The 17,676-nt window shown below is 43.6% G+C and carries 14 protein-coding genes; 13 read left to right on the forward strand and 1 reads right to left on the reverse strand.

Going from position 1 to position 17,676, the window contains the following annotated elements:
• Nucleotides 1-80: 80 nt before the first annotated feature.
• On the reverse strand, nt 81-383 hold the full coding sequence (locus tag G602_RS0103640; protein WP_026657730.1) for a hypothetical protein: 303 nt from the start codon (nt 381-383) through the stop codon (nt 81-83).
• Nucleotides 384-884: 501 nt separating this feature from the next.
• Here G602_RS0103640 and G602_RS0103645 point away from each other — a divergent pair.
• The 13 genes from G602_RS0103645 to lysS all read left to right on the forward strand — a co-directional run bounded on the left by G602_RS0103645 (nt 885) and on the right by lysS (nt 17,626).
• Complete coding sequence (locus G602_RS0103645) at nt 885-2,621, forward strand: ABC transporter ATP-binding protein (RefSeq protein ID WP_026657732.1); 1,737 nt, start codon at nt 885-887, stop codon at nt 2,619-2,621.
• A gap of 106 nt (nt 2,622-2,727) precedes the next feature.
• Nucleotides 2,728-6,282 (forward strand): DNA polymerase III subunit alpha, encoded by a 3,555-nt coding sequence (locus G602_RS0103650; RefSeq protein WP_026657733.1) that lies wholly within the window; start codon nt 2,728-2,730, stop codon nt 6,280-6,282.
• Between the two features lie 137 nt (nt 6,283-6,419).
• Nucleotides 6,420-7,388, forward strand: a complete 969-nt coding sequence (gene pfkA, locus G602_RS0103655) for a 6-phosphofructokinase (protein ID WP_026657734.1) — start codon at nt 6,420-6,422, stop codon at nt 7,386-7,388.
• A gap of 152 nt (nt 7,389-7,540) precedes the next feature.
• Nucleotides 7,541-8,371: a TrmH family RNA methyltransferase gene (locus G602_RS0103660; RefSeq protein ID WP_026657735.1), complete on the forward strand. Its 831-nt coding sequence runs from the start codon at nt 7,541-7,543 to the stop codon at nt 8,369-8,371.
• 72 nt (nt 8,372-8,443) lie between these two features.
• Complete coding sequence (gene proC / locus G602_RS0103665; protein WP_026657736.1) at nt 8,444-9,238, forward strand: pyrroline-5-carboxylate reductase; 795 nt, start codon at nt 8,444-8,446, stop codon at nt 9,236-9,238.
• Nucleotides 9,239-9,456: 218 nt separating this feature from the next.
• Nucleotides 9,457-10,608 carry a cell wall hydrolase gene (locus tag G602_RS0103670; protein WP_026657737.1) on the forward strand — a complete coding sequence of 384 codons (1,152 nt, stop codon included), beginning with the start codon at nt 9,457-9,459 and terminating at the stop codon, nt 10,606-10,608.
• 133 nt (nt 10,609-10,741) lie between these two features.
• Nucleotides 10,742-11,731 carry an ornithine carbamoyltransferase gene (argF, locus tag G602_RS0103675; protein ID WP_044930957.1) on the forward strand — a complete coding sequence of 330 codons (990 nt, stop codon included), beginning with the start codon at nt 10,742-10,744 and terminating at the stop codon, nt 11,729-11,731.
• 164 nt (nt 11,732-11,895) lie between these two features.
• Complete coding sequence (locus G602_RS25010; protein WP_049945031.1) at nt 11,896-12,717, forward strand: biotin--[acetyl-CoA-carboxylase] ligase; 822 nt, start codon at nt 11,896-11,898, stop codon at nt 12,715-12,717.
• 12 nt (nt 12,718-12,729) lie between these two features.
• Nucleotides 12,730-13,536, forward strand: a complete 807-nt coding sequence (locus G602_RS0103685; protein WP_026657740.1) for a type III pantothenate kinase — start codon at nt 12,730-12,732, stop codon at nt 13,534-13,536.
• Between the two features lie 94 nt (nt 13,537-13,630).
• Nucleotides 13,631-14,197: a DUF6145 family protein gene (locus G602_RS31300; protein WP_242835480.1), complete on the forward strand. Its 567-nt coding sequence runs from the start codon at nt 13,631-13,633 to the stop codon at nt 14,195-14,197.
• Between the two features lie 21 nt (nt 14,198-14,218).
• Nucleotides 14,219-15,247 (forward strand): tRNA dihydrouridine synthase DusB, encoded by a 1,029-nt coding sequence (dusB, locus tag G602_RS0103695; RefSeq protein ID WP_081675821.1) that lies wholly within the window; start codon nt 14,219-14,221, stop codon nt 15,245-15,247.
• 156 nt (nt 15,248-15,403) lie between these two features.
• Complete coding sequence (gene greA, locus G602_RS0103700) at nt 15,404-15,883, forward strand: transcription elongation factor GreA (protein WP_026657743.1); 480 nt, start codon at nt 15,404-15,406, stop codon at nt 15,881-15,883.
• Between the two features lie 186 nt (nt 15,884-16,069).
• Nucleotides 16,070-17,626, forward strand: coding sequence for a lysine--tRNA ligase (lysS, locus tag G602_RS0103705; protein WP_026657744.1), 1,557 nt, complete (start codon nt 16,070-16,072; stop codon nt 17,624-17,626).
• Nucleotides 17,627-17,676: the final 50 nt, after the last annotated feature.

Raw genomic sequence — 17,676 nt, forward strand, 5'->3', positions numbered from 1 at the left:
ATGATCCACTGCCTAAATTTTTACAAATAAGACTTCCGGAGTACTAAAGCAGAAATGTACATAAGAATCCGGGGCGCAGGTTACAGTCTTTGAACATCAGGCTTTTGGTTTTCACCATGCCTGATCTCGTTTTTCCTGCACCTGAAGACCTTGCAATTGTTTAATTGAATTACGTTTCCGCCATTTGCGGCCAGAGCGAGTAACATCTTTTTATAAAATTCATTGTAATCAGTATCGGACATGGGCATTACAAAGTCATGGTGCTGATGGTCTGTTGAAATGACACAGGATTTATATCTGTTGTCATAATGAATTCCGTAAAATTTACAAATCTCATACTGTAAATCATTGGTAGCATTGATACAGTGCATTGCAATATACATGGCGACCTCCCTCAAAGAAAATAACGAATATATATCATATATAATATTAGACTATTGATTGATAAAAAACCACTATGACATAATATAGTATTCATATGACTGGAATCAGTATATTATGGGGTTCCGTATCTAGTCCCTATATAATCTGGGTTATATAAGATTGGAAATTTGAGAGCATATTTTGTGATTTGGTATCCTTTTATGGTATTATTTTAATCTTTTATATGACTGCTAGGAAATGATAGTGCTTTTTTATCTATTTGGTACCCATGTTTTGGAAAATTATGGATACCAAATTTCAAGAAATCATTATATATTTCCTTTTGGTCTTCAGATATCTGAAAAAAAACCATAAAAGGGTACCAAATTCATAAAAAGATTCATATATTTCCATTTAAATTGTTATGCTCAGATGAAAGTAAGTGACTAAAAATATAGTATAGGGTATGATACAACAAGGGGATGGTGTGAAAGATTTTTGATCTGGGAGTTAGACTTTATATGGATTTACTAAAAAAATTTATACCTTATTACAAACCTTATATTGGGGTGTTTTTGCTGGACCTTTTGGCGGCATCGATTCTGTCGCTCATAGACCTGGTGTTTCCACAGCTGCTTAGAATTTTGAGGCAGACTCTTTTTCTTGAATCTCCCGAAAAGATTGTCGCAGGAGTGATGAAACTGGCGGTAGTACTGCTCATCATGTACATAGTGAGATTTTTGTGTAAGCATTATGTGACTTATCAGGGGCACATGATGGGAGCCCGCATGGAGTCGGGAATGAGAAGCGATCTTTTCGAGCAATTCGAGAGATTTTCTTTTTCATACTATGATAAGAACAACACAGGCGAGATGATGAGTAAGCTTGTGTCAGATCTTTTTGATATATCGGAGCTTGCTCACCATGGTCCTGAAAACATCTTCATATCTACAGTGAAGCTTATAGGTTCGTTTGCCATTCTTATGACTATGAATGTCCCGATGACCCTGATTCTTGTTGTGATTGTGTTATGTATGGCGATTTTTTCATACAGACAAAACGGGATCATGCGCAAGACCTTTTTTGATAACAGGAAAAAGATAGCCGGAATCAATTCTTCTCTTCAGGATACTCTTGGAGGAATCCGTGTGGTTAAATCCTTCACCGGAGAAGATATTGAAAAAGCGAAGTTTGATAAGAGCAATGAAGCCTTTCTGGAATCAAAAGAGGCAAATTATAAGACTATGGCGATGTTCTTTGCAGGAAACAATTTCTTTGAAGGACTTATGTATATCGCAGTAATTGTTTTTGGCGGACTTTTCATTGCAAAGGGAAGTCTTTCGGTGGAGGACCTGGCTGTTTATGCGCTATACATAAATGTGTTCATAGGGCCGGTGATGATACTTATAGAGTTCACAGAGCAGCTTCAAAAGGGCGCTGCGGGATTCCAAAGATTCAGGGATGTTATGGATGTGGTACCTGAGATTGTGGATGCGCCTGATGCTGCAGAGCTGACCTCCTGTAAGGGAGATGTGGATTATGAAAATGTCTCATTTGCTTATGATGACGAGGAGGAGAGGGTTCTCGACAATATTAATCTTCATGTCGATGCAGGAAAAAAAGTTGCGATTGTTGGTCCCTCCGGCGGAGGAAAATCCACGCTTTGCTCGCTTCTTCCAAGATTTTACGATGTATCCAAGGGTGCAGTTAAGATAGATGGAAAAGATGTAAGGACACTGACTCAAAAATCTTTGAGAGGTGTCATTGGTATCGTACAGCAAGAGGTGTATCTTTTTAATGGAACCATCAGGGAAAACATAGCCTATGGCAGACAGGGAGCAACTCTTGAAGAAATCAAGGATGCTGCTAAAAAGGCAGACCTTGACGAATTTATCTCATCTCTTCCAAACGGCTACGATACCCTGGTGGGGGAGCGTGGAGCAAGGCTTTCCGGAGGACAGAAGCAGCGCATTGCGATAGCGAGAGTTTTCCTTAAGAATCCTCCGATACTGATTCTTGATGAGGCCACCAGCGCACTTGATAATGAATCAGAGAGATATATACAGGAGAGTCTGGACAGACTTGCAGTGGGCAGAACAACTATCACTATTGCACACAGACTTTCTACTATCAGAAATGCAGACGAGATTATTGTTCTGGATTCCGATGGAATTCAGGAGACGGGTAATCATAAGCAGCTGCTTGAAAAGGGCGGAATCTATGCGAAGTACTACCGTATGCAGGTAGGTACTATGTAGTCCCCGCGAGCAACGCGATATTGCAGATCATCTGGCAAAGTATTTTGAGTTTGGTGAGAGGTCATACAGAGTAGACCGGAACTTCATTATTAACGAGGTAACACACATGTCATTTGCACATTTACACGTCCATACAGGATATTCCCTGTTGGACGGATCGAATAAAGTAGCAGACTATGTAAAGAGAATTAAGGAACTTGGACAGACGGCCGGAGCCATAACGGATCACGGTGTCATGTACGGAGTTATCGATTTTTACAAGCTTGCCAAGAAGGAAGGAATAAAACCCATCATCGGGTGTGAGGTGTATGTTGCACCGGGCTCCCGCTTTGAGAAGGAAGCAGGTGTTAATGAGAACAGATATTATCACCTTGTTCTTCTTGCGGAAAATAATAAGGGCTACGAGAACCTTTCGCATATTGTCAGCCGCGGTTTCACGGAAGGATATTACTATAAACCCCGTGTTGATCTGGAGCTTCTTCAGGAGTTTCATGAGGGAATAATATGTCTGTCAGCGTGCCTTGCAGGTGAGGTGCCTAAGGCGATAACAAAGGGAGACCTTGAGGAGGCTAAGGCAGCAGCTTTAAGATATGATCAGATTTTCGGACATGGGAACTTTTTCCTTGAGATGCAGGATCATGGAATTCCGGAACAGGCAAGAGTCAACTCCGCACTTTTGACCTTATCAAAGGAACTGGATATACCGCTTGTTGTGACCAATGACTGCCACTATACCTATGCAGAGGACGCTGAGCCCCATGATCTTCTTCTGTGCATTCAGACCGGTAAAAAGGTAACCGACGAAGACAGAATGAGATATGAGGGCGGTCAGTATTACGTTAAGAGTGAGGACGAGATGCGTCTTCTTTTCCCCTATGCCCAGGAGGCGGTGGAGAATACACAGAAGATTGCAGACAGATGTAATGTTGAGATTGAGTTCGGCGTTACAAAGCTCCCTCACTTCGAGGTGCCGCCGGGATATGATTCCTGGACTTATCTTAATAAGCTGTGCGATGACGGATTAAAGGAGAGATACCCTGATGATGACGGTACTATAAAAAAGCAGCTTGATTATGAGCTCTCTGTTATCAGGAAAATGGGATATGTGGATTACTTCCTTATAGTCTGGGATTACATAAATTTCTGCAGGGAAAACGGAATAGCAGTAGGACCCGGGCGTGGATCGGCAGCAGGTTCTGTAGTTTCGTACTGTACACATATAACTAACATCGATCCTGTTAAGTATGATCTTCTTTTTGAACGTTTCCTGAATCCGGAACGTGTGTCCATGCCCGATATCGACGTGGACTTCGAATACGAGAGACGACAGGAAGTCATTGATTATGTTACAAGAAAATATGGTGCGGACAAGGTTGTTCAGATTATAACCTTTGGTACACTTCAGGCAAAGGGCGTTATAAGAGATGTGGCAAGAGTCCTTGATCTTCCTTACAGTTTCGGTGACAACCTTGCAAAGATGATACCTAATGAACTTAATATTACTCTTTCAAAAGCCCTGGATATGAATTCAGAGCTGCGAGGATTGTATGAGTCGGATCCACAGGTTAAGCATCTGATAGACATGTGCAAAAAGCTCGAGGGATTGCCCAGACACACCTCTATTCATGCTGCAGGTGTCGTTATCTGCCAGAAGCCCGCGGAGGACCTGGTTCCTCTTTCCAGATCCGCGGAAGGTAACCTTACTACACAGTTTACAATGACCACAATAGAAGAGCTGGGACTTTTGAAAATGGATTTCCTTGGTCTTCGTACGCTTACGGTAATTAAGGATGCAGCGCGATTTGCAAATGAGTCAATCGGAGCAAAGCCCGGAGATCCCAATTACATAGACATGGATAAAATTGATTATGATGATCCTCAGGTTCTTGCCGCAATCGGAAGCGGACATGCGGAGGGCGTGTTCCAGCTGGAAAGTGCGGGAATGCAGTCCTTTATGAAGGAGCTTAAACCGCAGTCCCTGGAGGATATCATAGCCGGAATTTCTCTGTATCGTCCGGGACCGATGGACTTTATTCCTAAATATATAGCAGGAAAAAAGGACGCTCAGAATATTACCTACGAGGCTCCGCAGCTTGAGTCCATCCTTGCTCCTACCTATGGATGTATAGTCTACCAGGAGCAGGTTATGCAGATAGTTCAGCAGATGGGAGGATATACTCTTGGCCGCGCGGACGAAGTAAGACGTGCCATGAGTAAAAAGAAACAGCATGTTATGGAGGTCGAGAGGGAAAACTTCGTAAACGGAAATGTGGAGGAAGGAGTTCCCGGATGTAAGGCTATCGGAGTTTCTGCAGATGTTGCAAACAGAATCTACGATTCTATGATGGATTTTGCAAAGTACGCTTTTAATAAATCCCACGCTGCCTGCTATGCGGTTGTCTCAATGCAGACTGCATGGCTTAAATATTATTATCCGGTTGAGTTCATGGCGGCACTTATGACCTCTGTTATCGACAATCAGGGAAAGGTTTCTTCCTATATAATGACCTGTCGAAATATGGGAATTGATATTATGCCACCTGACATAAATGAGGGATTTTCCGGATTCTCAGTTGCAAGACTTGATACTGACGCGCAAAAGAGAGAAGAAGATCATGCTAATAAAGCTGTAGTGGATAACAGAACTGCCGGAAAAGCAATCCGTTATGCGCTGACATCCATAAAAGGTGTGGGACGACCTGTCATAGAAGCTATAGTGAAGGAAAGGGAAATCGGTGGTAAGTTCAGGAATATCAATGATTTCCTTACAAGGATGGAGCCCTATGGCGAAATCAATAAGCGCGCAGTAGAGAATTTCATAAAAGCGGGAGCACTTGACTGCCTTGGCGGAACAAGAAAGCAGATGATGTGCGTGTACGGAAGAATGCTGGATCAGCTTCATGACAAGAGCAAGAACAGCTTTGCCGGACAGATGTCTCTGTTTGATTTTGCACCACAGGAAGTGAAGGAACAGTTTGAGATAAAGCTCCCCGATGTAGGAGAGTATCCTAAGGATATGCGCCTGGAGTTTGAGAAGGAGGTTCTGGATGTTTATATTTCAGGGCATCCTCTTGAGGAATACGAGGGACTTTGGAAAAAACACATAACAGCAAAGACAACGGATTTTTATCTTGATGAAGAGACGGATGCTACTGTTGTTCAGGATAATGCAACAGTTACGGTCGGAGGCATCATTACAGATAAGAAGACCAAATATACAAAGACAGACCAGCTTATGGCATTCATTACTCTTGAGGATTTGGTTGGAAGTATAGAAGTTATAGTATTTCCCAAGACCTACGAGTCAAATGTGGGAAGACTTAACGATGACGCCAAGGTGTTTATACAGGGAAGAGTAAGTGCCGAAGAGGACAAGGATGCCAAACTCATTGCTTCGAAGATACAGCTGTTTGATGAGGTTCCGAGAACACTCTGGGTTCAGTTTGATAACAAGGAAGAATATGAGAAAAAGGCAAAGGATCTGGAAGAGACACTTCTTTCCACTGTGACAGGTCCGGGAGCGAAGGATAAGGTTGCGGTTTATCTAAGGGATCAGAAGCTTATAAAAATGCTTCCGTCATCTTTTAAGGTATCGGCAAATGAGGATACTATATCCCTTCTTGCAGGTAAATTCGGAGAAGAGAATATAAGAGTGGTGTGAGTTTTTATCGCAAGATTTTGGAAAGAATAAAAAGATGCTAAATTTCTGAATGATATAATTGCAGATTGTGGAATTTTGCGCTAATATATTAGCGTAAAAAGTGACAAATTATTATCAATAACGAGGTATTACCTGACATGGCAAAAGAAATAAAAACTATCGGAGTACTTACAAGTGGTGGCGATGCACCCGGAATGAATGCTGCTATCCGTGCAGTTGTTCGTAAGGCTCTTGCAAACGGACTTAAGGTTAAGGGTGTTAAGAAGGGCTATATGGGTCTTCTTAATGAAGAGATTGTTGACATGGAGCGCCGAAGCGTTGCTGATATTATTCAGCGAGGTGGTACAGTTCTCGGAACTGCAAGATGTATGGAGTTCACAACTGAGGAAGGCCAGAAGAAGGGTGCTGAGATCTGCAGAAAGCACGGCATTGACGGAATGGTTGTTATTGGTGGTGACGGATCTTACAGAGGTGCTCAGAAGCTTTCAGCACAGGGCATCAACACAATCGGACTTCCCGGAACAATCGACCTTGATATCGCATGTACCGATTACACTATCGGTTTTGATACAGCTATTAACACTGCTATGGAAGCTATCGATAAGATCAGAGATACTTCATCATCACATGAGCGTGTAAGTATCGTTGAGGTTATGGGACGTCATGCAGGATATATCGCACTCTGGTGCGCAATCGCTAACGGTGCTGATGACATTCTTCTTCCTGAGAAGTATGACTACAACGAGCAGAGAATTATTGATAACATCATTGATAACCGTAAAAAGGGTAAAACACACCACATCATCATCAATGCAGAGGGTATCGGACACTCAGCATCAATGGCTCGCCGTATCGAAGCTGCTACAGGTCTTGAGACCAGAGCTTCTATCCTTGGATACATGCAGCGTGGTGGTAGCCCGACTTGTAAAGACCGTGTATATGCATCTCTTATGGGTTGCTATGCAGCAGATATTCTTACAGCAGGTAAGACAAACCGCGTAGTTGCTTTCAGAAACGGACAGTTCGTTGATTATGATATCGATGAGGCTCTTGCAATGAAGAAGTCCATTCCTGAGTATCAGTACGAGATCAGTAAGATACTGTAATAAAAAACAAAAGCCTTAGAGGCTTTAAAAAGATAAAAGCCTTAGAGGCTTTAAAAAGATAAAAGCCTTCCCCATTGTGGGAAGGTTTTTCTATAATATATTATGCCTTCCCCTTGGGGGGAAGGTGGCGCGAAGCGCCGGATGAGGGGATCATGATTTCCAGCACAAATAATTCCAGAGTAAAGAAGATAGCAGAATACGGTAAAAAGGCAAAGGCAAGACGTGAGGACGGAGTCTTTATTATTGAAGGAATCCGCATGCTGCGTGAGGTGCCTTCAGACCTTATCCGGGAAGTTTATGCAACGTCACATTTTCTTAAAAATCTTTCAAACGAAGACAGACGTGTAATAGAAGATATACGTAAAAATGACGGAGCAACCTTTGAGGAGGTGTCAGACGATGTCATGCGGAAGATGGCTGACACTCAGACACCACAGGGAGTAATAGCCGTTGTTAAGCAGAAAAGCTGGACATTGAAGGATATGCTGGGAGAAAGAGATGCTACAGCGGATAAAAAAGCAGCACCACTTCTTCTTATACTTGAGAATATTCAGGATCCCGGAAACCTTGGTAATATGTTCAGAACAGGTGAAGGCGCAGGCGTTACCGGCATCATCATGAGTAGTGACATGGCGGACGTATATAATCCAAAGGTTGTGCGTTCAACCATGGGAGCAATTTTCAGAGTGCCCTTCATATATGTAGAATCAATTCCCGAAACGGTAAGGGAGCTTCATGAAAAGCATGGTGTTATAAGCTATGCTGCTCATCTGAAAGGGAAGAAGAATTACGATGAGATAGATTACCATGGAGGATGCGCTTTTCTCATAGGAAATGAAGGAAACGGTCTGACAAGTGAAGCGGCGGATGCTGCAACGGATTATGTTCTGATTCCGATGCTCGGAAAGGTGGAGTCCATGAATGCTGCAACTTCAGCAGCTATCCTGACCTTTGAAGCAGCAAGACAGAGAAGAAACAGTTAACAGTCAATTTTGATAATAATATACAATAAAACAGTAACTTCAATAAGGTATGAGAGAAACAGGAGGTAAGGTATGACAATAGGATTTATCGGACTTGGTAATATGGCAAAGGCACTTATGGGCGGAATTATCTCCAAGGGAATTTTTGATCCCCAGGATATCATTGGTTCAGATCCGATGGAGGCAGCAAGAGAGAGCGCTGCAAAGAAGTTCGGAATACAGACAAGGGATAATAATTCTGATGTTGCAAAGGAAGCGGATATTATTCTTCTTGCAGTAAAACCTCAGTTTTTGAAGGTTGCAATAGCGGACATAATGGATGATGTTAATGAAAGCAAGCTGGTTATAAGCATTGCTGCGGGCAAGACGCTGGAGTGGATTTCAAAGGAATTCGAAAAACCGGTAAAGATTATCAGAGTTATGCCAAATACTCCTGCGTTGGTTGGAGAGGGATGCTCAGCGGTATGCCCGAATAATCTTTGCAGTGATGATGATCTTAATATGGCGCTTGATATTTTAAGAAGCTGCGGAACTGCAAACGTAGTAACGGAGAACCTTATGGACGTTGTAACCGGTGTAAGCGGCTCATCTCCTGCATATGTGTTCCTGTTTATAGAGGCGATGGCGGATGCAGCTGTACTTGGCGGAATGCCAAGAAAGCAAGCCTATGAATTTGCTGCACAGGCGGTACTTGGAAGTGCGAAGATGGTATTGGAGACTGGCAAACATCCGGGTGAGCTCAAAGATATGGTGTGTTCACCTGCAGGTACGACCATCGAGGCGGTCAAAGTTATGGAAGAAATGGGCTTTAGAGGCATCGTAATGGACGCAGTGCAGGCAGCTATTGAGCGCAGCAAGGAGCTATAAATAATACACATATTTAGTAACGAAATTTAGGTAATAACTAACAAACGAAAAAACGCAACAATTTGTAACGCTAGTATTTATCAAGACTCCCGATTATTTCGGGAGTCTTTTTTACGATAATTTTGGTGATAATTTGACAAAATAACATACATTTGTTACAATAGGCGAGTGTTTTATCTTAACAATTTGTAACAATCTTAAAAAGGAAGCAAAAAAGCATGAAAAAAGCAGGCACGTTAATGCAGGGAGTTCTCGCATTCGCAATGGCGATTATTATACTTGGAACTTCCAATGGCACAACCGTACAGGCAAGAACAACAAATGTTTTGAACAGCAGCGACGTAGGAATCGGTAACATTTTAAATCCTACCGAAGTTGCAGAGATCTCTGATGAAGAGGTTGCCAAGGCTCATGACTTTGCGCAGGATATTAACGATAGTGCAAATGATGATGCCTATGAAGATGGGGAATACGATGAAGAAGAGGATTCCTCCAGACTTGTAATGGCTAATGTATCTCAGGCTATGAATATTCGTATCTCGCCTGATGATGAATCTGAGAAGGTTGGTGTCCTTTATAAAGATTGTGGTGGTAAGATTATAGAACAGCAGGATGGCTGGACCAAGATTCAGTCAGGAGATCTTGTTGGATGGGCTAAGGATGATTATCTCCTTTTTGGAGAAGAGGCTGAAGCACTTGCTCAGGAAGTAGGAGTTCAGCTCGTATCAAGTAAGAGTGATGCACTTCGTATCCGTGCTGAGGCAGATGAGGATGCAGAGGTTTTAGGAGTTATAACTAATAACGGTTTTGTGGACATGGTCGAGGATCTTGGAAACGGATGGATCCAGGTTGATTACAACGATGAGACCGGTTACGTTCAGGCTGATTATGTAGAGACTGATTTCAGGATAGATGAAGGTGAGACATTAGCAGCTATTGAGGCCAGAGAAGCCGAGGAGGCTCAGCGTAAGGCTGAGGAAGAGGCTAAGGCTGCTGAAGCACAGCTTACACAGAATACCGGAGCGGTTGCAGCTTCCACAGATGAGGCGAGACTTCTTGCAGCACTTATTTATTGCGAAGCCGGTAATCAGCCTTATGAAGGCAAGGTGGCAGTTGGTGCCGTAGTTATGAACCGTGTTAAGTCCAATGCTTATGCAGGAACCATCTCCGGTGTAATTTATGCATCAGGTCAGTTCACACCTGCACTTAACGGATCAGTTGACAGAGTCTATGCAGGAAATATTCCGGATAGTTGTCTCCAGGCTGCAAATGCAGCACTTGCAGGAGAGACAACCTGCGGAACAGCACTTCACTTCAGACGTGCAGGCGGACATGATGGACAGGTTATCGGAGCACACGTATTCTGGTAATAGTATTATATAAAGCAGATTTATGGTAAAATAAAGCCTGATTGTGGGAAACCCACGATCAGGCTTTTTGTTAAAAGTTTAGAAAAGCGAAAAATATCAGAAACTACATTTACATATTACAGGAGGAGTGATCATGGCAGTTAATTTACATGGAAGAGATTTTCTTAAGTTACTTGATTTTGAACCCGAAGAGATAGAGTATCTCCTTGACCTCGCAGCAGAGCTTAAAGAGAAGAAGAAAAACGGAACTCTGCATGATGAGTACAGAGGAAAAAACGTAGCTCTAATTTTTGAGAAGACAAGCACACGTACCAGATGTTCTTTTGAAGTTGCTGCACATGATCTTGGAATGGGAACCACTTACCTTGATCCGTCAGGCTCACAGATTGGTAAAAAGGAGAGCATTGCTGATACTGCAAGAGTTCTTGCCAGCATGTATGATGGTATCGAGTACAGAGGCTTTGGACAGGAAATAGTTGAGGCACTTGCAAAGTATGCAAAAGTACCGGTCTGGAATGGCCTTACTAATGAGTTTCATCCCACGCAGATGCTTGCAGACCTTTTGACTATACGTGAGCACTTCGGTAAGCTCAAAGGAATCCACATGGTATACATGGGAGATGCAAGATACAATACAGGTAATTCACTTATGGTCGCCTGCGCAAAGATGGGAATGCATTTTACAACCTGCGCGCCAAAAAAATACTGGCAGAATGAAGAGCTTGTAAAGACATGTAAAGAGATAGCCGAGAAGACCGGCGCTGTAATAGATTTTTATGAGGATCCTATGGAAGCTACCAAGGGTGCAGATGTTATCTCAACAGATGTATGGGTTTCAATGGGTGAGCCTGACGAAGTATGGGAAGAGAGAATTACAGATCTGAAGGCTTATGCTGTTACTAAGGATATTATGAAAAATGCTGGGGATCAGGCTGTATTCATGCATTGTCTTCCTGCTTTTCATGATCTTGGGACAGGTATCGGTCAGAAGATTAAGGAAAAGTTCGGGCTGGATGAGATGGAGGTTACGGACGAGGTATTCGAATCCGAGCAGTCAATAGTCTTCCAGGAAGCAGAAAACCGCATGCACACCATCAAGGCGGTAATGTACGCAACTATTTGATGGGCCGGTCAAAACCCCGGTTATGCAGTGCGCTTTGGCAATATATATAATATTTGCTCGTGTTGCCCCGGGAACTGCGCAAAGTATTATATATATAACCAAAGCTGGCGATTCATCCCCGGGCTTTTGACCTTCGATAAAGGAGTAAGTTCGAGAAGATTGATATGGATTTAGAAGAGATTCAAGGTGGGATTACGACCGAATGGGTGGCGAAGGAAGTAGAGTACTATCCGGTGATCGATTCTACCAATAATGTGGCTAAGGCAGCAGGACTTAATGGCAGAGTGTCAGGTTTCCTGGCGGTGGCTGACAGGCAGGATGCAGGAAGAGGGAGCCGTGGAAGAAGCTGGAGCAGTCCTGCAGGGCACAATATTTTCATGAGTCTGATGGTGAGGCCGCAGATTCCGATGGACAAGGTGTCAGGGCTAACGCTTGTGATGGCGCTGGCGATATCTCAGGCTGTAGATGAAGTTGTCTCAGCTTATGATGATCGAATAAAAGGTACAGGAATCAAGTGGCCCAATGATATAGTTTTGAATAAACGGAAAATCTGTGGTATTCTTACAGAGCTCCATCAGATGCCTGACCAGGACGACTACTTTGTGGTGATCGGAGTAGGCATTAACGTGAATCAGCCATTAGAGCTTTTTCCTGAGGAGATAAGAGAGACTGCAGGATCGATTTTTTCAGAAACAGGCAGAGAGACAGACAGATCAAAACTCATAGCAAATTGTATGAAGCACTTTGAGAGCAACTATGAGAAGTATGCAGAGGTTTGTGATCTTAGACAATTGAGAGAAGATTACGAGAGCAGACTTATTAATATAGGAAAAGAAGTAAGAATCCTTGACCCTAAGGGTGAATACGAAGCCATTGCAGAGGGGATAACGGATGAAGGTGCGCTGATAATAACCTGTAAGGACGGTAGGCGCGAAGAAATAAATGCCGGTGAGGTCAGTGTCAGAGGCCTTTACGGATATGTGTAACCGGAGGTAGCCATGCTTTTAGCAGTTGATGTTGGAAATACAAATATCGCTTTTGGTGTTTTAAAAGGAGAAAAAATAGTGGCATCTTTTCGTATGATGTCACAGACAGCTCACACCTCGGATGAGTACGGAAACAACATAATTGCGATGTTAAGAAATAACGGAATCAATAGGGAAGAGATTGAAGGAATAATCGTCTCAAGTGTTGTGCCCAATATAATGCATGCCCTTGTAAATTCCATGGTTAAGTATCTGGGGAAACAGCCCTATATTGTGGGCCCCGGAATCAAGACCGGCATTAAGATAATGACAAAGAATCCCGGAGAAGTCGGTCCTGACCTTGTAGTTGGTGCGGTAGCAGCCTACGAGATATACGGCGGACCTGCTATCGTAATAGATTTTGGCACAGCTACAACCTATGTTTTCATTAATGAAAACGGCGATTTTAAGGCCGGAGTTGTGAGCCCCGGAATAAGGATTTCAGCTAAGGCTCTTTGGCAGGATACGGCAAAGCTTCCGGAGATTGAAATCAAAAAGCCCGACAGTATTATGGCACAGGAGACTATCAGCTCCATGCAGGCGGGACTTGTTTATGGCCAGATCGGTCAGGCGAAGTATATTATAAATGAGATGAAGCGCGAATCCGGACTTAAGGATATCAAGGTTGTTGCGACCGGAGGACTCGGAATACTTATCTCAGATGAATGCGAGGAAATTGATATCTATGATCCCAACCTTTTAATACAGGGACTTCGCATTATCTATGAAAAGAATAAGAAGACAAAACCCAAGAACGAAGAATTTGAAGGCGGCGAGTAATAATATATAAAGCCTTCCCCCTTTGGGGACGTTGGTTAAGCGCGGACCGAAGAGGAACGTAGACAGGTGGCACGAAGTGCCGGATGAGGGTAATATGAGCGAAAAAGAAACAAGAAAAGTCTATAACGAAGAAGCACGTCCCGGTGATGAGGAAAAACTTCACTCCGACACTTTGAATGCAGACAGATCAAAGGGACGACGCCTTATCATAAATAAAGAAACCGGAAAGATTACCAATGCCGAGACCGGAGAAGACGTGTCCGACATACAGGTTGTCACTGAGGATGGTTCTCTTGGAAGCGTGTCTGCAGGTGGAAGAATTATTCTTTGCGGTGCAAATGCTTATGAGATGAAGTATTATTTTAATCCTCTTTTCAAAAAGATACCTGAAAGTATTCAGAAGGAACTTCATATTATAAGCGTGCTGTTTACACAGGAGGCCGGTGGTATTTTCACAATTGAGTTTGAGGATGACGGCTCCATCACCATGGAGACCACGAGAGATGAAGAAGACATCACCTATGATGAGGTGAGTGCGGGACTCCTTATCGGAGAGGTGAGACGTCAGAGGCAGGATCTTTTCGAGGCGCTTCAGATGTATTACCGTGCGATGATTTTGCATGAGGATGTAAGTGATCTTTTAAGCGAAGAAGATCAGTAATATTAGAAGGGATTTTTAGTAATGCATAGACCTTCAACAGGTTTTAATAACGAAGGAATAAGATATAACGAATATCTGCATCCTCTTACAATTGGGGATGTTGAGCTTAAAAATAACATAATACTCGGACCAATGGCAGGGGTATCTGACCTGCCATTTCGTCTGCTTTGCAGTGAGATGGGAGCGGGGCTCGTATGCATGGAGATGGTGAGTGCCAAGGCAATAACCTATCACAACAGAAACACTGACAACATGATGGAAATTCATCCGTCGGAGAGACCGGTATCGCTGCAGCTTTTCGGAAGTGAGCCTGAGGTTATGGCCGAGGCTACGCGGATGATTGCTGCTAAGCCATACGACATTCTTGATGTAAACATGGGGTGTCCCGTTCCTAAGGTAGTGGGAAACGGAGAGGGATCAGCTCTTATGAAAAATCCCGGGCTCATTGAAAAGATTGTCAGAGCCATGGTATCCGAGACTGACAGACCTGTGACAGTTAAGATAAGAAAAGGTTTTAATGAAAACAGCGTAAATGCTGTTGAGTGTGCTCTTGCTGCAGAAGAAGGCGGAGCTGCCGCGATTGCTGTTCATGGAAGAACAAGGGAACAGTACTACAGCGGAGAGGCAGACTGGTCGATAATAAAAAAAGTGAAGCAGGCTGTAAAGGTTCCGGTAATAGGAAACGGCGATGTGACTGACGGAAAAAGCGCCAAGGCACTTATAGATGAGACTGGCTGTGATGGCGTGATGATAGCCAGGGCAGCAGAAGGGAATCCCTGGATTTTCAGGGAAGTGATAGCTTACCTTGGTGAAGGTGAGGTACCGGAGAGGCCTACGATGGGTGAAATGTACGACATGGTTGTACGTCATGCGGATCTGCAGCTTAAGTATAAGGGTGAGTACATCGGAATCAGGGAGATGAGAAAGCATGTATCCTGGTACACAACCGGACTTCCGGGTTCCGCGAAGTTCAGAGCGCTTATAAATACCATGGAAGATATGGACTCTTTGAAGGCTGCCTGTGCAGAAGTTTTTGGTGTGACCGGCTGATTTTTATACCAATACATATTGGCCGATATTTAGTTATTATATAAATGATTAAAAGTTATTTTGACTTTATATGATTATTCATATATAATGCTATGGATTGTAGATAAGTATTATACGGACAGAGTGTCCGAACTTTTCATAGAAAGGGTATATAAAATGGAAGAAAAAAAGAACATTTTAACCTACGAAGGCCTCAAAGCATACGAGGATGAGCTCCACGACCTCAAGGTTGTTAAGAGAGCAGAGGTTGCTGAGAGAATCAAGGAAGCTCGTGAGCAGGGAGACCTTTCAGAGAACGCAGAGTACGATGCAGCTAAGGATGAGCAGAGAGATATTGAAGCTCGTATCGAGGAGCTTGAGAAGATCCTTAAGAATGCGGAAGTAGTCGTTGACGAGGATGTTGATCTTGATAAGGTTAGCGTAGGTGCTAAGGTTAAGCTTCTTGATGTAGAAGCAGACGAAGAGATTCAGTACAGCATCGTTGGTTCATCTGAGGCTAACAGCCTTAAGGGTAAGATCAGTAACGAGTCACCTGTAGGTAAGGCTCTCATCGGCGCTAAGGTTGGTGAGGAAGTTACCGTTGAAACACAGATGGGTGAGTTCACTTACAAGGTTCTTGAGATCGTTCGTAAATAAGAAATACGGTGAAGGTTTCTATTTTCGTTCGATAATAGTATAGGTAATATGGCCAGGGGGTAATGAAAATTTGCCCCCATTTATTTTTTATACAGTTAATAGGTATTAAGCTGAACTCATAGCCTTCCCCTTGGGGGGAAGGTGGCACGAAGTGCCGGATGAGGGGAGGCTGGAAAGAGGAGAAAAGTGGCAGATAATCAGAATCAACAAAAGACAGAAGACATCAACCAGCTTAAGAAGGTTCGCCGTGAGAAGCTCGCAGACCTTCAGGCAGCAGGCAAGGATCCTTTTCAGATCGTAAAATTCGATCAGACACATCACGCACAGGAGATCAGAGACAACTTCGCTACTCTTGAGGTTGTACCCGAGACAGACGCAGAGGGCAAGCAGATCACACCTGAGTTTTCAGACATCCCTGCAGAGAAGATCGTAATGCTCGCAGGACGTATGATGAGCAAGCGTGTAATGGGTAAGGCATCCTTTGCTAACCTTATGGATAAGTCAGGACGCATGCAGCTTTATGTATCAAGGAATGACCTTGGCGATGAGCCTTACGCGGCATTCAAGAAGATGGATATCGGTGATATCATCGGCGTTAAGGGCTTTGCTTTCAGAACAAAGACTGGTGAGATTTCTGTTCATGTTAAGGAGCTAACACTTTTATCTAAGTCACTTCAGCCTCTTCCGGAGAAGTTCCACGGACTTACAGATACAGAGATCCGTTACAGACAGAGATATGTTGACCTCATCATGAACGAAGAGGTTAAGGATACTTTCATCAAGAGATCTCAGATCATTCAGGAGATCCGTAACTTTCTTTCTGCAAGGGATTTCATGGAGGTCGAGACACCTATGCTTGTTGAGAACGCAGGCGGTGCTGCAGCAAGACCTTTCATCACACATTACAATGCCCTTGATGAGGAGAGAAAGCTTCGTATCTCACTGGAGCTTTACTTAAAGAGACTTATCGTCGGCGGTCTTGAGAGAGTTTACGAGATCGGCCGTGTATTCAGAAACGAGGGAACTGATACAAGACACAACCCTGAGTTTACACTTATGGAGCTGTATCAGGCATATACAGATTATGAAGGAATGATGGAGCTCACAGAGAGCATGTTCCGTTACCTTGCTGAGAAGGTTTGCGGTACAACACAGATTCCTTACGGTGACAACATCATCGACCTTGGCAAGCCCTTCGAGCGCCTTACAATGAACGAGGCAGTTAAGAAGTACGCAGGTGTTGATTTCGATGCTGTTAAGACAGACGAGGAAGCTAAGGCTATCGCTAAGGAGCACCACGTTGAGTTTGAGGATCGTCATACCAAGGGCGACATCATCAACCTCTTCTTCGAGGAGTTCTGCGAGGAGAAGCTGATCCAGCCTACATTCATCATGGATCATCCTCTTGCAATTTCACCTCTTACTAAGAAGAAGCCCACAGATCCTGAGAAGGTTGAGCGTTTCGAGCTCTTCATCAATACTTGGGAGATGTGTAACGCATACTCTGAGCTGAACGATCCTATCGACCAGAGAGAGCGTTTCGCAGCGCAGGATGCCAATGCGGCAGCAGGCGACGAAGAAGCTGAGCACACAGATGAAGACTTCCTGAATGCACTTGAGATCGGTATGCCCCCTACAGGTGGTATTGGGTATGGAATCGATAGATTGTGCATGCTGCTTACTAATAGTCCTAGTATCAGGGATGTATTATTGTGGCCAAGCCTTAAATCGCTCGATAAATAACCCCAGTGTTTAAGCGGCTTTCAAGGGATTAGAAATAATTCTGACAGCAG

The organism is Butyrivibrio sp. AC2005, assembly GCF_000424145.1.
Classification (GTDB): Bacteria; Bacillota; Clostridia; order Lachnospirales; family Lachnospiraceae; genus Butyrivibrio.

What these genes read in the sequence shown, in the direction of transcription:
- G602_RS0103640 (WP_026657730.1), bottom strand. Translation starts at nt 383, where the DNA reads ATGTATATTGCAATGCACTGTATCAATGCTACCAATGATTTACAGTAT.
- G602_RS0103645 (WP_026657732.1), top strand. Translation starts at nt 885, where the DNA reads ATGGATTTACTAAAAAAATTTATACCTTATTACAAACCTTATATTGGG.
- G602_RS0103650 (WP_026657733.1), top strand. Translation starts at nt 2,728, where the DNA reads ATGTCATTTGCACATTTACACGTCCATACAGGATATTCCCTGTTGGAC.
- pfkA (WP_026657734.1), top strand. Translation starts at nt 6,420, where the DNA reads ATGGCAAAAGAAATAAAAACTATCGGAGTACTTACAAGTGGTGGCGAT.
- G602_RS0103660 (WP_026657735.1), top strand. Translation starts at nt 7,541, where the DNA reads ATGATTTCCAGCACAAATAATTCCAGAGTAAAGAAGATAGCAGAATAC.
- proC (WP_026657736.1), top strand. Translation starts at nt 8,444, where the DNA reads ATGACAATAGGATTTATCGGACTTGGTAATATGGCAAAGGCACTTATG.
- G602_RS0103670 (WP_026657737.1), top strand. Translation starts at nt 9,457, where the DNA reads ATGAAAAAAGCAGGCACGTTAATGCAGGGAGTTCTCGCATTCGCAATG.
- argF (WP_044930957.1), top strand. Translation starts at nt 10,742, where the DNA reads ATGGCAGTTAATTTACATGGAAGAGATTTTCTTAAGTTACTTGATTTT.
- G602_RS25010 (WP_049945031.1), top strand. Translation starts at nt 11,896, where the DNA reads ATGGATTTAGAAGAGATTCAAGGTGGGATTACGACCGAATGGGTGGCG.
- G602_RS0103685 (WP_026657740.1), top strand. Translation starts at nt 12,730, where the DNA reads ATGCTTTTAGCAGTTGATGTTGGAAATACAAATATCGCTTTTGGTGTT.
- G602_RS31300 (WP_242835480.1), top strand. Translation starts at nt 13,631, where the DNA reads ATGAGCGAAAAAGAAACAAGAAAAGTCTATAACGAAGAAGCACGTCCC.
- dusB (WP_081675821.1), top strand. Translation starts at nt 14,219, where the DNA reads ATGCATAGACCTTCAACAGGTTTTAATAACGAAGGAATAAGATATAAC.
- greA (WP_026657743.1), top strand. Translation starts at nt 15,404, where the DNA reads ATGGAAGAAAAAAAGAACATTTTAACCTACGAAGGCCTCAAAGCATAC.